We start from the raw sequence: 14,621 nt of genomic DNA, 5'->3' as shown, positions 1-14,621 counted from the left end.
ACAGCAAACCCTGCCCGGCAAGGGGACGGTTCAACAAACTCCCGAGAGGCCACCTCCCCAAGCCACCAAGAAATTCAGGCCTTCTAAGAGAGGAAGGGAATATGGGCAAGACAGCATTTATTTTTCCGGGGCAGGGTTCCCAGTATATAGGCATGGGAAAAGATTTTTATGAGCAATTCCCCGTAGCCAGAGATGTATTTCAGGCGGCTTCAGAGGCATCAGGGCTGGATGTGGCGGCTCTTTGTTTTGAAGAAAATGAACAGATTAACATTACGGAATATACACAGATCGCCATGCTAACCGTGGAGACGGCGATTCTGAAGGTACTGGAGGAGATGGGCCGCAGGCCGGATGTGGCGGCAGGCCTGAGCCTGGGAGAGTACGCGGCCCTGGCAGCAGCGGATGTGATGGACTTAAAGGATTTGTTTTACTGCGTTCGCCAAAGAGGGATTTTCATGCAGGAGGCGGTTCCTGTGGGCGGAGCCATGACAGCGGTTCTGGGGCTGGGCAGTGAAACCATAGTACAGGCTTGCGGGGAAATTGATGGCATGGTAAGCGTTGCCAATTATAACTGCCCCGGCCAGACCGTGATTACCGGAGAAGAGGCGGCCGTGAATGCGGCGGCTGAGAAGCTGAAAGCCATGGGAGCAAAGCGCTGCGTGCCCCTGAAGGTAAGCGGGCCGTTCCATTCCCCGATGCTTTCCGGCGCGGGAGAGAAGCTGGGGGAGGTTCTGGAAAAAATCACGCTGAAGAAAATTGCGGTGCCCTATCTTTCCAACGTGACAGCGGATTATGTTACGGATACGGCACAGATAAAAGAACTTTTGGTAAAGCAGGTATCAAATTCCGTCAGATGGCAGCAGTGCGTGGAACGCATGATTGCAGACGGCGTGGATACCTTTGTGGAAATCGGGCCGGGAAAATCCCTGTCGGGTTTTATGCGTAAAATCAACAGGGATGTAACCGTTATTAATATAGAGAAAAAGGAAGATCTGGAGAAGCTGTAAGGAAAATGGACAGTTCCTATCCTGATAAGCTATTGCAGTTAACTAAGAAAGACGGGGAAAAGTAGAATGCTGGAAGGAAAAACAGCGCTGGTGACCGGAGCGGGACGGGGAATCGGAAGACAGATTGCCCTGACGCTTGCGGAAGAGGGCGCAGATGTTATTGTAAACTGTAACGCAAGCTGTGAACAGGCGGAGAAAACAGCAGAAGAAATCAGAAAACTGGGAAGAAGGGCGGAGGTGCTTCAGGCTTCCGTGGCTGATTTCCAGGCCTGCGGGGATATGGTGAAGAAAGCGCTGGAGCTTTTCGGGCACATTGATATCCTGGTGAACAATGCGGGCATTACCAGGGACAATCTGGTGATAGGCATGAAGGAAGAGGATTTCGATGCGGTAATTGATACCAATTTGAAGGGAACCTTCAATACTATCCGTCATTTGTACCGTAACTTTATGAAGCAGAAGAGCGGCAGGATTATTAATCTCTCCTCGGTTTCCGGCGTGCTGGGAAATGCGGGGCAGGCAAACTATGCCGCCAGCAAGGCCGGTGTGATCGGCCTGACCAAGAGCGTTGCCAAGGAGCTGGCCAGCCGGAACGTGACGGTAAATGCGGTGGCTCCGGGATATATTGAAACGGATATGACTGCGGCAATGAGCGAGGATGCAAAAAAAGCGGTAATATCACAGATCCCTCTGAAAAGAGTGGGAAGGCCGGAGGATGTGGCGGCTTTGGTAGCTTTTCTGGCGGGAGAGGGCGGCGCTTATATTACCGGCCAGGTCATTTCCGTTGACGGGGGAATGGCGATCTGAATTATTTTTAATCCCGCGGGAGCGGGAGGATGGGAGCAGATATGAGCAGAAGAGTAGTGGTAACAGGAATGGGCGCGATTACACCCATCGGACTGTCCGTAGAGGAGTTCTGGGCAGCGGTTAAATCAGGAAAAACAGGCTTTGCACCGATTACGAAATTCGATGCATCGGAATATAAATGTAAGCTGGCGGCGGAAGTGAAGGGTTTTGACCCCAAGAATTATATGGATTTTAAGGCGGCCAAAAGAATGGAGGCTTTCTGCCAGTTTGCGGTGGCGGCATCCAAGGAAGCGATTGCGGATGCGGGACTGGATATGCAGCAGGAGGATCCCTGGCGCGTGGGCGTGGCTGTCGGCTCCGGCATCGGCTCCCTCCAGGCGATGGAGCGCGAGCACAGCAAGCTGCTGGAGAAAGGGCCTAACCGTGTGAATCCCTTTCTGGTGCCCATGATGATCAGCAATATGGCGGCTGGAAACGTATCCATCCAGTTCGGCCTGAAGGGCAAGAGCATCAATGTGGTTACGGCCTGTGCGACGGGAACCAACTGCATCGGGGAAGCATTCCGTACCATCCAGTACGGGGATGCGGACGTGATGGTGGCGGGAGGCGCGGAAAGCAGCATTTCCCCTATCGGCGTTTCCGGTTTTACGGCGCTCACAGCCCTCAGTACCTGTGAGGATCCTTCCAGATGTTCCATTCCCTTTGACAAGGAAAGAAGCGGCTTCGTTATGGGAGAGGGCGCGGGTGTTGTCATCCTGGAGGAGCTGGAGCATGCCAGGAAAAGAGGCGCCAGAATCTATGCGGAGGTAGTGGGCTACGGCTGTTCCTCCGATGCATTTCATATCACCTCACCTGCGGAGGACGGCTCCGGGGCGGCAAAGGCCATGGAATGCGCGGTGCAGGACGCAGGCGCGGCGCTTACGGATATTACCTATATCAATGCCCACGGCACAAGCACCCACCTGAACGATCTGTTTGAAACGAGGGCGATTAAGCTGGCCTTCGGGGAGCAGGCTTCCCGCATCCGCATCAACTCCACCAAATCCATGGTAGGGCATCTGCTTGGCGCGGCAGGGGCGGTTGAGTTTATTACCTGCGTGAAGGAATTGCAGGAGGGCTTTATTCATGCTACAGTAGGGTATCAGATACCGGATGAGGAATGTGACCTCAATTACTGTAAAGAGCCTGTGGAGGAAGAATTTACCTATGCGCTTACCAACTCCCTGGGCTTTGGGGGGCACAACGCGAGCCTTCTGGTGAAAAAATTCGTGGAGTAGGAGGAAAGCCTTATGCAGCTTTCAACAAAACAAATTATGGAAATCATCCCCCACAGACAGCCTTTTCTGCTTCTGGATACCATTGAGGAGCTGGAGCCGGGCGTGCGCGCGGTGGGAAAAAAATGCGTGACCTATAACGAGCCTTTTTTTGCGGGCCATTTTCCAAAGGAGCCGGTGATGCCGGGAGTGCTTATCATGGAAGCGCTGGCGCAGGCGGGGGCAGTGGCGATACTCAGCCAGCCTGAAAATAAAGGAAAACTGGTGCTGTTTGGCGGTATTGATGGCGCCCGTTTCAAAGGCAAGGTGGTTCCGGGTGACGTGCTCATGCTGGAAACAGAAATTATCAAGGTAAAAGGCCCGGTGGGCGTGGGCAGTGCAAAGGCCACTGTCAACGGAAAGCTGGTGGCAAAGGCGGAGCTGACCTTTGTTGTCACTGCGCCGGAAAAAGCCTGAGAAGGGACCGGAAAAGTAAAATGATCAAGCAATTGCAAATCGGGGATTTAACGGCGAGGTTTCCTGTGATACAGGGGGGCATGGGCGTGGGAGTCAGCCTTTCGGGGCTGGCCGGCGCAGTGGCCGCGCAGGGTGGTATCGGCATAATCTCCACGGCACAGATCGGCTATCGTGAGCCGGATTACCAGGTAAATCCCCATACCGCCAATCTGCGTGCGGTAAAAAAGGAAATCCGGAGAGCTAAGGAGCTGGCGGCCGGCGGTATTGTGGGCGTAAATATTATGGTGGCCACAAAAGGCTATGAGGATTACGTAAAGGCTGCTGCGGAAGCCGGCGCGGATCTGATTATTTCCGGCGCCGGACTGCCTGTGACGCTGCCGGAGGCCGCCTCCGGCGTACAGCGGGAGGACGGGGAAATCCGCCAGGCAAAGCTTTCTCCCATCGTCTCCAGCGTGAAGTCGGCAAATGTCATCATGAAATACTGGATGAAAAAGTACAATTACCTGCCGGATTTGGTGGTGATCGAAGGGCCTCTGGCCGGCGGCCATCTGGGTTTTGACAGGAAACAGCTTGAGGATATCGAAGGGATGCATTATGAAGAAGAGGTCATGCGTATCCTGGAGGCCGTAAAAGCCTTTGGAAGGGCCGGAAACAGGGAAATCCCGGTAGTAATGGCCGGAGGCGTCTATACGGGCGCAGAAGCCCGCAAATGGCTGGATATGGGACTTGACGGCGTCCAGATGGCCACCCGGTTTGTGACGACGGTGGAATGTGATGCCCATCCTGCCTTTAAACAGGCTTATATCAACGCGGAAAAGGAAGATATCGTGCTGGTAAAGAGCCCGGTGGGGATGCCGGGACGCGCCATCCGCAATGCATTTTTGGAAAGAACGGCAAAAGGGCCGGTTCCCCATGGCAGATGCCATGGCTGTATTAAAACCTGTAAACCGCAGGAGACGCCCTATTGTATTACGGAAGCGCTGGTGAATGCGGTAAAGGGAGATGTGGATAACGGTCTTCTTTTCTGCGGAAGCAACGCTTACAGGGCACAAAGGATAGAAAGCACGGCGGATATTTTTGCGGAGCTTGCGTCCGCTTTTGAATAAAATGGATTGACACTGTCAGGTACACTGACGGTATATCAGACAGGAATATGGCCCCTTTCGGCCGTATGCCCGCCGCGGCGGGCAGATGGGAGCAGATATGACGAGCAGAATAATAGGAACGGGAAGCTGCCTTCCGGAAACCATCATAACCAACGACTGGCTTTCCGAAAGAATGGACACCTCGGATGAGTGGATTACCAGCCGGACGGGGATACGGGAGAGACGGCTTGTCAGGGAAGAAACCACTGCGGATATGGCGGAACAGGCTTCCAGGCTGGCCCTGGAGCAGGCGGGAATTGCACCGGAGGATCTGGATTTGATTGTGGTAGGCACGATTACGGCGGATCATGTGACTCCTTCCGCGGCCTGTGAGCTGCAGGCGCGTCTGGGGGCAAAAAAAGCGATGGCTTTTGATATTAACGCTGCGTGTTCCGGATTTTTGTTTTCACTGGAAACTGCGGATGCGTTTCTTGGAACAGGGCGTTTTCAGAACGCTTTGGTCCTGGGGGCGGAAACTCTGTCAAGAATTATGGACTGGACGGACAGGAGCACCTGCGTCCTGTTCGGAGACGGCGCGGGCGCTGCGGTGCTTGCCCGGGAGGAAACAGGGATTTTAAGCTTCGATCAGGGCTGCGACGGTGTCAGGGGAAGCGCGCTGGTCTGCCGCGGCAGAGGGAATAACAACCCGCTGGTGGCAACCGGAAACGAACCGGATTATGTGCATATGGACGGCCAGGAGGTCTATAAATTTGCGGTGACCACGGTTCCGGCATCCATACATAAGGCTCTGGAACAGGCGGGACTGCAGGCGGAGGATATCAAATATTTTTTCCTGCACCAGGCGAATCTGCGGATTATCCAGTCCGTAGCGAAAAGACTTCATATTTCTGTGGATAAGTTCCCGGTAAGCCTGGATCATTGTGGAAATATCTCCGCGGCCAGCGTGCCGATCCTGCTGGATGAGATCAACAGGAAGGGATGCCTTTCCCGCGGGGATAAAATCGTGCTCTGCGGCTTCGGCGCCGGGCTTTCCTGGGGGACAGCAGTGATGGAGTGGTAAGCAGTGATGGAGTGGTAAAAAATACAGCGATGAACGCGCGGAACGGTTATAAAATTTATAACTATTCAGTTGATGCGGCGGGAAATGGAAAAGTTGAAAGAAACCTTTTCCGTTTCCTGCCTTTATTTTGTGAAAAATACCGCTTGTGTTTCAAGATAAATATGTTAATATAAATTATAATTAATGTATATTTATACAGTTTTATTTTTGTAAGGCGCGTAAAAGCGCGAGGAGGAGAGAGTAATTATGAAAAAATTTTTAGCAACAGCACTGGCTGTATGCATGACGGTATCCCTTGCCGCATGCGGAAGCAGCGCACAGGGAACTACAACTACAAGCGAAGCAGCACCTGAGGCTTCCAGCGCAGCAACAGCCACAGAGGCGGCAAGTGATGCGGCGCCGGAATCCACCGCAGCAGCGGAGACGACGGCAGCAGCAGAGGGCGCAGTGGCAAGTGTTGATGATCTTCCCGGAAAGTCCATCGGTGTCCAGCTGGGAACGACAGGCGATATTTTTGCATCCGATTACGAGGAACAGGGTTCCACAATAGAACGCTTCAACAAAGGAAACGACGCTATCCAGGCGCTTCTGCAGGGAAAGATTGACTGCGTGATGATCGATGAGCAGCCCGCAAAGGCATTCGTAGCCAATACTACAGGACTGAAGATTCTGGAAGAGCCCTTCGCAGAAGAGGATTATGCCATCTGTGTTTCCAAGGACAACGCAGAGCTGACCGCCAGCATTAACGAGGCGCTTGCGAAGCTGAAGGCCGACGGAACGCTGGATAATATTGTAAAGAACTATATCGGGGATGACACCAAGGGACAGTTCCCTTATGAATCTCCTGCTGACGTGGATCGTTCCAACGGTACTCTGGTAATGGCAACCAACGCTTATTTTGAGCCTTATGAATTCTATCAGGGAGACAAGGTGGTTGGAATTGATGCTGATATGGCACAGGCAGTATGCGACGTACTGGGCTATGAGCTGAAGATTGAAGACATGGAGTTTGACTCCATTATCAATGCAATCCAGTCCGGCAAGGCTGATATCGGGGTTGCGGGCATCACAGTTACAGAGGATCGTCTGCAGAGCGTTGACTTTACCGATTCCTATGCGAGCTCCAAGCAGGTTATTATTGTGAAAGAGTGATAATGGCATGGCGCGGTAAATGCGTTGAGTTAATGAAAATGATTTGGGAGAGGATTTTTCTCCCGGGCAGAGTGTGTATGATACAGGCGGACCCATGAAATACCATGGGCCCGTTTGTTGCGCATCAGCCAGACCTTATCAGCGTGTCTGACAACGCGTGGCTGGTGTACAAGTTAGTGCAGTTTTTTGATGGGTAGTAAAAATATACTAAGGAGAAATGGCGGAGGGTATTTAGATGCAAAATTTTTTGGATCAGTTTTATCTGAATTTCATTAAGGACGACCGTTGGAAGTATCTGACGGACGGACTGAAGACTACGCTGCTGATTACTTTTTTTGCAGTGATTCTTGGTCTGGTTCTGGGCTTTCTGGTGGCGATTGTCCGTTCCAGCGCAGTGAAGAGCGGGATAAAGAAGCCTGCGAAAATCAAGGAGAAGGGTGTTTATTTTAGGAAGCTGCTGGGCTATTATCTGTTTAAGCTTGTGGATTTTATCTGCCAGCTTTACCTGACGGTAATCCGCGGTACGCCTACGATGATTCAGCTGCTGATTATGTATTATGTAATTTTCGGAAGCGTTACCATAGATAAAAGGGTGGTGGCGATTCTGGCCTTCGGCATCAACTCCGGCGCATATGTGGCGGAAATCGTGCGTTCCGGCATTATGGCCATTGATATCGGGCAGTTTGAAGCCGGCAGAAGCCTGGGCTTTGGCTATCCGGCAACCATGTGGCATATCATTCTTCCCCAGGCGCTGAAAAATGTGCTTCCCGCGCTGGGAAATGAAATTATCGTGCTCCTCAAGGAAACCTCCATCAGCGGTTACATCGCCCTGACGGATCTGACCCACGGCGGCAATGTTATCCGGAGCCAGACTTATTCCGCATTCATGCCCCTGATTGCCGTTGCAGTGATTTACCTGGCAATCGTATCCCTGCTGGCGGCAGGTGTTTCCAAACTGGAAAGGAGGCTGCGTACAAATGAACGCTGACGGACAGATTTTATTTGAGATCAGGGACCTTTGCAAATCCTTCGGGGATATCTCGGTCCTTAAAAATATCAGCACCACCATATCCCAGGGCGAGGTAGTGGTGATTGTGGGACCCTCCGGTTCCGGCAAATCCACCTTTCTTCGCTCCCTGAACCTGCTGGAGGAGCCTACGGCAGGGCAGATTCTTTTTGAGGGAAAGGATATCACCGATCCCAAGGCCAATATTAACCTGTACCGGCAGCATATCGGTATGGTATTCCAGCATTTTAACCTGTTTCCCCACAAGACGATTCTGCAGAACATGACGCTTGCGCCCATCCAGCTGCTGAAACGTCCGAAAAAGGAAGCTGAGCAGGAGGCCATGCAGCTTCTGGATCGGGTCGGTCTGACGGAAAAGGCCAATGCCTATCCTTCTCAGTTGTCTGGCGGGCAGAAGCAGCGTATCGCCATCGTGCGTTCCCTGTGCATGCATCCGGATGTGATGTTGTTTGACGAGCCTACCAGCGCGCTTGATCCGGAAATGGTCGGAGAGGTTCTGGGAGTTATGTCGGATCTGGCAAGGGACGGCATGACTATGGTCATTGTGACGCATGAAATGGGCTTTGCCAAGGAAGTGGGAAGCCGTGTCCTGTTTATGGATGACGGTATTATCAAGGAAGAGAGCGCGCCGAAGGAATTCTTTGACAATCCGAAGAATCCAAGGCTGCGGGAGTTCCTTTCCAAGGTGTTGTAGGCAGCAGCGGGGCTCTTTGGCGGGACAGGAAGCTGTCTGGTTATGGAAAAAGCCTGGTTATGAAAATATCTGGTTATAAAAATGTCTGATTATAAAAATGTCTGTTTTTGAAAATAGGGATGCCTGTATAAGGAAATGCCGGCGGGAGGCCGGGGCCTTATGCAGGCATTTTTTATGCTTCGGGGAAATATAATGGTAGAAAAAAGGCGGCTGCGCGGACAACGGACAGCTGCGAAAAAAGGGTTTATATGCTGAATTATATTTGGGCGGTTATGATTGCCATAGGGGTTATTTACGGGGCCCTGACGGGCAATATTGAGGCGGTGGCAAACGGGGCGCTGGAGTCCGCGGGTGAGGCGGTACAGCTGTGTATAACCATGGTGGGCATTATGGCGCTTTGGGTGGGGCTGATGGAGATTGCCAAGAATTCAGGGCTGATTGCCTCCATGACAAGGGGGATTCAGCCGTTTGTCAGTTTTTTGTTTCCCAGGCTCCCTAAGAACCATGCGGCAAGGGAGTATATTTCCACCAACATTATTGCCAATATCCTGGGACTGGGCTGGGCCTGCACGCCTGCGGGGTTGAAGGCCATGGAGGAGCTGCAGAAGCTGAATGAGGAGGAGTGCAGGAAAACAGGGAAGTCGCCACATACGGCGAGCAATGAAATGTGTTCCTTTCTTATTCTGAATATTTCATCCCTGCAGCTGATTCCGGTGTCGATTATTGCATACAGGAGCCAGTACGGGAGCGTGAACCCTACGGCGGTGATCATGCCGGGACTGATTGCCACTTTATTTTCTACGATAGTGGGGGTGATTTTTATTAAGGTGATGGACCGGGGGAGGAAGGGGAGCGGGTGATTCTGCTCAAATATTTTTCAGGGATTTCAGAACCTTTAGAATTCTGTCCTGCTCTTCCGGGGGAAACTGATATTTCCGGCGGGAATCCGGTTCAGATAGCTTAGTTCAGTGTGGAGTGATATGCCGGAGAGTATAATCCGGAATCTTTAGAAATTCATGCTGAAAGCTTGTAAATATACAGATTATTTTAGAAATTAATAAAATTATAAAGTAAATTCTGAATATAATTTATAATACTTTAAAATATACTGAGAATTCTGCAAAAGAAGTATTACGATAAATGCAGATGACAGGTCTTTCATTAGTCTATAATAATATGATGTTTATTTACGATATAAGCAGGGGTTTCTGACATATGACCAGGGACTGGCTGGGAAGAGCAGACTGAAAACTGTTATAGGGACAGCAGGCATAAAACATCGAATCATGAACAGGCCGGAGGTTGCATATATTGTTTAGAGAATGACTGCTGAGGTATGCCGTCTATGATGAATGCACTGGCGAATCTGTCAAATATTATTATTCCGGCATTGATATTTTATATTGTGGCGTATGGAGTGATTCACCATACAAATGTATATGAAGATTTCATCAAAGGAGCGGAGGATGGCTTTAAGACGGTAATCCAGATTATGCCCACACTTATCGGGCTGATGATGGCGGTGGGGATCCTGCGGGCATCCGGGTTCCTGGAATTTTTCGGCGGGCTGATCGGGAAGCTTACGGAGCCGATGGGGCTGCCTGCTCCTGTTGTGCCGCTGATTTTTATCAAATTGTTTTCCTCTTCGGCTGCAACGGGACTGGTGCTGGATATTTTTAAAAATTATGGTACGGATTCTTACATAGGCATGATGACATCTATTCTGATGAGCTGCACGGAAACCTGTTTTTACACTATGAGTGTGTATTTTATGGCGGCAAAGGTTACGAAGACCAGATATACCTTGGCTGGTGCGCTGACGGCTACGGCGGCGGGAATTATTGCCAGTATTGTATTGGCAGGGATAATTTGAAAATAAGTTTTTCATTACAAAAGGAACAGGCGGCCCTGTTCCTTTTATGCTCTCAAATATAATAAACGAAATGATGTTTTAAGAAAATGTTATTTAACAAACTTCTGTACATAGCCCATGATAAAGATGAACAATACGATGGCGGGCAGGATGAAGCTTACATAAATACGCGACCACTGAGGGAATTTCACGCCTTTGCCGGAATCAGCTTCCTTAATGAAGTTCTTCCAGCCCCAGCCATAGCGGCTGGTACAGAACAGCAGGTATCCCAGGCTTCCCAGGGGAAGCAGGTTATTGGAAACGATGAAGTCTTCCAGATCCTGAATCGTGGAGCCTGCGCCCAGCGGAGCAATTGCGCTCCAGATATTAAAGCCGAAAACACAGGGCAGGGAAAGCAGAAGGATTAACACGAAGTTGACCGCAACAGCTTTTTTCCTGGTCCATCCGAATAAATCGATGGAAAAGCTTAAAATATTTTCAAATACGGCTATGATGGTGGACAGGGCAGCGAAGCTCATGAAGATGAAGAACAGGGTGCCGAAAATACGTCCGCCGGCCATCTGGTTAAAAATATTGGGCAGGGTTACGAACACCAGTCCGGGGCCTTCTCCGGGATTTACCTGGAAAGCGAAGCAGGCAGGGAAGATGATCAGCCCGGCCAGCAGGGCCACGATGGTGTCCAGCGTGCAGATACGGATGGACTCACCGGTAAGGGTGTGCTCCTTGGCAATATAGCTTCCGAAAATAGCCATGGCGCCGATGCCTAAGCTCAGGGTAAAAAATGCCTGTCCCATGGCAGCGAAGACAACCTCAAACAGGCCATATTCAGTTATTTTATGAAAGTCAGGTATCAGGTAAAAGCGGACGCCTTCGGCTGCGCCGGGCAGGGTAACGCTTCTGATACAAAGGATGATCAGGATAACAAACAGGGAGGCCATCATGAATTTGGTTACGCGTTCCACACCCTTCTGCAGGCCGAGGCTGCATACGAGGAAGCCGATGATTACCGTGACGATCATCCAGAAGGTCATGGAACCGGGCTGTCCGAGCATACCGTTAAAAACGCCGCCCACTTCATCCGGTGTGAGGCCGGTGAACTCCCCGCGTATCATTTTAATGACATAAGCGAGCATCCAGCCGCCTACGGTGGTATAGAACATCATGAGGAGATAGTTGCCTGCAATGGCAAGAATGGCCATGAAATGCCATTTGCTTCCCTTTGGCTCCAATACGTGGAAGCTGCGGGCAGCGGATTTCTGGCTGGCGCGGCCCACTGAAAATTCCATTACCATGATGGGAAGGCCGAGTATTACAAGAAAGACAAGATAGATGAGCACGAAGGCGGCTCCGCCGTATTTTCCGGTAATGTAGGGAAAACGCCATACGTTTCCCAGACCAACGGCACAACCGGCTGAAATGAGGATAAAGCCCAGCCGGGATGAGAACTTTTCTCTTTTTTCCATAAGTTAATTCCCCCTAGAAAATTGTGTGTACTTTAAACAGCATATAAGAGAAGGTGGGGGAAGTCAATAGGGAATTATATCAGTCTGGCAGTAGTTTCTTCGATTTTATTTTATCTAATATGATTACTAAAATATAATAAATCTACAGGATGCTTATTTTCATGATTGGTCTATTGTTTTTTCTATAAGATTAAAGGGATTACCGGGATATACGGCTTGTAGATGCAATCTTCATGTGATATTATTAACTAAGCTTATTTTTTTTATAATTTTTTGTATTTTCTGTATGTTGATACGTTTTGGATGGACAGTGGGAATAAGCAAAATGCATTATTATATAAGAGATTGGAAGAATGACCGTTGTTCGATTGTACATTTTATGTGGAAGGATATACACATGGATAAAAAGGGATTTACATTAATAGAGATGATTGTTGTAATAACGGTTATTGGCGTTCTGGCAGCAATAGCGGTTCCATCATTAATGGCATATATAGATAAAGGAAAAGCGTCTGACTGTGAAATTAACAGGAAGGCGCTGGTTTTGAAGCTTGAAGCAGAACGGGCGCAGTCACCCGGGGCATCGATGGAAGAAATCATTAAAAACAATCCGGAAATACAGTGCCCTGCTGGCGGAATATATACAGCGGTAGATAAGGATACAGTAAAGTGCAGTTATCCGGGGCATGGGCAGGACGGTACGTTCCATGAAGAGGGGGAAACCCAGAATATTGAAATTGGGGAAATTGTGCCTACGTTGACCGAGGAGGAGAATTCTACGGAAGACGTGCAGGAGAGTAGCTCTGCAGAGGGAACAGAAACGGAAAATAATGGGAAACCAGGTGGATTAACAGGAGATAGATGTATTTTTTTGTCACAGGGGTCACAGAAAAAGCAATCGAGTCTCCTGGTAAAAAGTATAGCAGATTTTGCTGAGGATTATCATAAAAAACATCCAAATGCGGAGAAGGTAGAAGAAGGTGACTTTACGGATAATGTATTATGGATTTATGAGGAAGAAAATATATACTATTTTAATCCGGGAAACTGTATTTCTATTACATATTCTAATTCTGAGGATGGTGGATATTCATATCAAGTCAGTATATCTGAAGGAGTGATTCCAGTTACGGCAGATTCAAAAGTTGTGACCGCAGCTGAAATTGGTAATGCGGTGAAAACAGGCGGTATTAGTATTAGTAAAGGTACAATAATTGAAATGGAGAACGAAAAAACCTATTATATTTGCGTCAATGATAAATTTATTAATAAACATAACTGGAAAGGTGAAATAAACAATGATGGAAACAATTCATTGTGTCCACTTACAAATTGTAAATGAACTTTTACCATGCAGGAAAGAGGAGTGCTATGTTTAGCAGAAATGGAAAACAGCGTAAAAAAATACTAAAGATAAATTCCAATGGTTTTACTTTAGTGGAAGTAATAGTCACAATTGTTATTTTGGGGATTTTATTAGCAGGAGGTTTTGTCAGTATTATATCCTGGCAGCACAATGCCCTGTATAACAAAAACAATGAGTACGCTCAGACGATATTTTCTGCGGCACAGTCTGCTCTGGCCCATATGGATGCGGGAGGAAATCTCGGGGAACTGGAAAATTACATAGATAATGGTGGTGAAAATTCCGGAACTGTGCCGGATAGCGCCTTTGAATTAAAAAATAGTCGTTCACTTTCCTATCTTGATATAACTATGGATATGACGGAGGACAGGCTTAAAGAGTCCCAGCTCTATCAGCTTCTGAAAAATTATGTTTATGATAAGGGGATTTTTAATGCAGCAATCCATTTGGAATTTGATGTATCTGATGGTACCGTTTATTCTGTAAGCTATTGTGATAAGGCAAATACATTTGATTATTCAGATAATACCGGTTCAGATGGCCGGACAATGGGAATTAATTTACAGGTTCGTAGAGACGAAGGACAGCGCAGAAAACAGCTTATGGGTTATTATGATACCGATCTGTCCCAGGAGGCTCCTCCCGGGGTTTTCGGTAAACCGTCTATAAGGAAGGTTATGCTGGATAACGAAGAGGCGCTTGTTCTCAGATTTTCCCTCGCTTCGAAGAACCAGCCCTTTATTCTTGATTATTCTTATAGAATAGAACTATTTGATGATAAGAACGGCGGAAAGAAAATATCCTTTATTATTAATGGGAATGATTTGGCGGATTCTGATGGGAATGCCGCAACAACCCATATGGTAAAAACCGAAATTTACAGATATTCTGATGAGGGTGCTTCGGAGGAGCCGGCAGTACTGCCTATTGAGCTTACTATTAATGAAGAAGGTGAAATCTGTATTATTTTGGATGGAGTGGATTATGAAGCGGCGGATATTCTGGATAAGTCACTTCAGAGCAGACCATTTTCCATGAGTTATGCTAATTATAAGAATACATATAGTTTTCTGCGGTTTACCTCTCAGATGACGAAGGAGGAGGACGTAAAGACAGGTATTAATATAGATACACCTTCCATATATGCTAAGGTATCGGCGTTTACCGAGTCTTATGAAGGAAAGCAGATGATATCCAACAGTGAAAATCCTTTTATGGGAAGCCGGAAGGATTCCTCTGACAAAAGGGAGGTTGACTTTACCATAAATAACGCGCGCCATCTCTATAACATAAGATACATGGAGAAGCTTTGCGAGAGAAAGGTAATAAGCTATAC

13 protein-coding genes and 1 pseudogene are annotated in these 14,621 nt (G+C 48.6%); 13 read left to right on the top strand and 1 reads right to left on the bottom strand.

Annotated elements, in window-relative coordinates; all coding sequences use genetic code 11:
- Nucleotides 1-101: 101 nt before the first annotated feature.
- The 11 genes from fabD to HMPREF1548_RS23930 all read left to right on the top strand — a co-directional run bounded on the left by fabD (nt 102) and on the right by HMPREF1548_RS23930 (nt 10,456).
- Nucleotides 102-1,007 carry an ACP S-malonyltransferase gene (gene fabD / locus HMPREF1548_RS23985; protein WP_021639287.1) on the top strand — a complete coding sequence of 302 codons (906 nt, stop codon included), beginning with the start codon at nt 102-104 and terminating at the stop codon, nt 1,005-1,007.
- A gap of 66 nt (nt 1,008-1,073) precedes the next feature.
- Entirely contained in the window at nt 1,074-1,814 is a 741-nt protein-coding gene (gene fabG / locus HMPREF1548_RS23980; RefSeq protein WP_021639286.1) for a 3-oxoacyl-[acyl-carrier-protein] reductase, read from the top strand.
- Between the two features lie 41 nt (nt 1,815-1,855).
- Complete coding sequence (gene fabF / locus HMPREF1548_RS23975) at nt 1,856-3,091, top strand: beta-ketoacyl-ACP synthase II (protein ID WP_035323730.1); 1,236 nt, start codon at nt 1,856-1,858, stop codon at nt 3,089-3,091.
- Between the two features lie 12 nt (nt 3,092-3,103).
- Entirely contained in the window at nt 3,104-3,544 is a 441-nt protein-coding gene (fabZ, locus tag HMPREF1548_RS23970; protein WP_021639284.1) for a 3-hydroxyacyl-ACP dehydratase FabZ, read from the top strand.
- Nucleotides 3,545-3,564: 20 nt separating this feature from the next.
- The gene (locus HMPREF1548_RS23965) at nt 3,565-4,650 is read left to right on the top strand and encodes an NAD(P)H-dependent flavin oxidoreductase (protein ID WP_021639283.1); all 1,086 of its coding nucleotides are present in this window, start codon (nt 3,565-3,567) and stop codon (nt 4,648-4,650) included.
- Between the two features lie 97 nt (nt 4,651-4,747).
- Nucleotides 4,748-5,710 (top strand): beta-ketoacyl-ACP synthase III, encoded by a 963-nt coding sequence (locus HMPREF1548_RS23960; protein WP_025487832.1) that lies wholly within the window; start codon nt 4,748-4,750, stop codon nt 5,708-5,710.
- A 246-nt stretch (nt 5,711-5,956) separates the two neighbouring features.
- Entirely contained in the window at nt 5,957-6,862 is a 906-nt protein-coding gene (locus tag HMPREF1548_RS23950; protein ID WP_021639280.1) for a transporter substrate-binding domain-containing protein, read from the top strand.
- A gap of 235 nt (nt 6,863-7,097) precedes the next feature.
- Nucleotides 7,098-7,850: an amino acid ABC transporter permease gene (locus HMPREF1548_RS23945; protein WP_021639279.1), complete on the top strand. Its 753-nt coding sequence runs from the start codon at nt 7,098-7,100 to the stop codon at nt 7,848-7,850.
- A complete protein-coding gene (locus HMPREF1548_RS23940; protein ID WP_021639278.1) occupies nt 7,840-8,583 on the top strand; it encodes an amino acid ABC transporter ATP-binding protein in 744 nt (247 codons plus the stop codon). The genes HMPREF1548_RS23945 and HMPREF1548_RS23940 overlap by 11 nt, the downstream gene beginning before the upstream one ends.
- A 248-nt stretch (nt 8,584-8,831) precedes the next feature.
- Nucleotides 8,832-9,443 carry a spore maturation protein A gene (locus HMPREF1548_RS23935; protein ID WP_021639276.1) on the top strand — a complete coding sequence of 204 codons (612 nt, stop codon included), beginning with the start codon at nt 8,832-8,834 and terminating at the stop codon, nt 9,441-9,443.
- A gap of 485 nt (nt 9,444-9,928) precedes the next feature.
- Nucleotides 9,929-10,456, top strand: a complete 528-nt coding sequence (locus HMPREF1548_RS23930; RefSeq protein ID WP_021639275.1) for a spore maturation protein — start codon at nt 9,929-9,931, stop codon at nt 10,454-10,456.
- An 89-nt stretch (nt 10,457-10,545) separates the two neighbouring features.
- Here the strand turns inward: HMPREF1548_RS23930 and HMPREF1548_RS23925 are convergent, their stop codons facing one another.
- Nucleotides 10,546-11,919: a sodium-dependent transporter gene (locus HMPREF1548_RS23925; RefSeq protein ID WP_021639274.1), complete on the bottom strand. Its 1,374-nt coding sequence runs from the start codon at nt 11,917-11,919 to the stop codon at nt 10,546-10,548.
- A gap of 397 nt (nt 11,920-12,316) precedes the next feature.
- Here HMPREF1548_RS23925 and HMPREF1548_RS23920 point away from each other — a divergent pair, with 397 nt between their 5' ends.
- The gene (locus HMPREF1548_RS23920; RefSeq protein ID WP_035323717.1) at nt 12,317-13,261 is read left to right on the top strand and encodes a type IV pilin protein; all 945 of its coding nucleotides are present in this window, start codon (nt 12,317-12,319) and stop codon (nt 13,259-13,261) included.
- Nucleotides 13,258-13,401, top strand: a pseudogene (locus HMPREF1548_RS30965) (type II secretion system protein); the annotation flags it as partial. The gene HMPREF1548_RS23920 and the pseudogene HMPREF1548_RS30965, both read left to right, overlap by 4 nt.
- Between the last annotated feature and the right edge of the window lie 1,220 nt (nt 13,402-14,621).

Origin of the sequence: Clostridium sp. KLE 1755, from assembly GCF_000466465.2 — a bacterium.
GTDB classification, from domain to species: Bacteria; Bacillota; Clostridia; order Lachnospirales; family Lachnospiraceae; genus Eisenbergiella; species Eisenbergiella porci.
The sequence above is the reverse complement of the archived record's forward strand: the minus strand, read 5'-3'. Positions and strand labels throughout refer to the sequence as shown.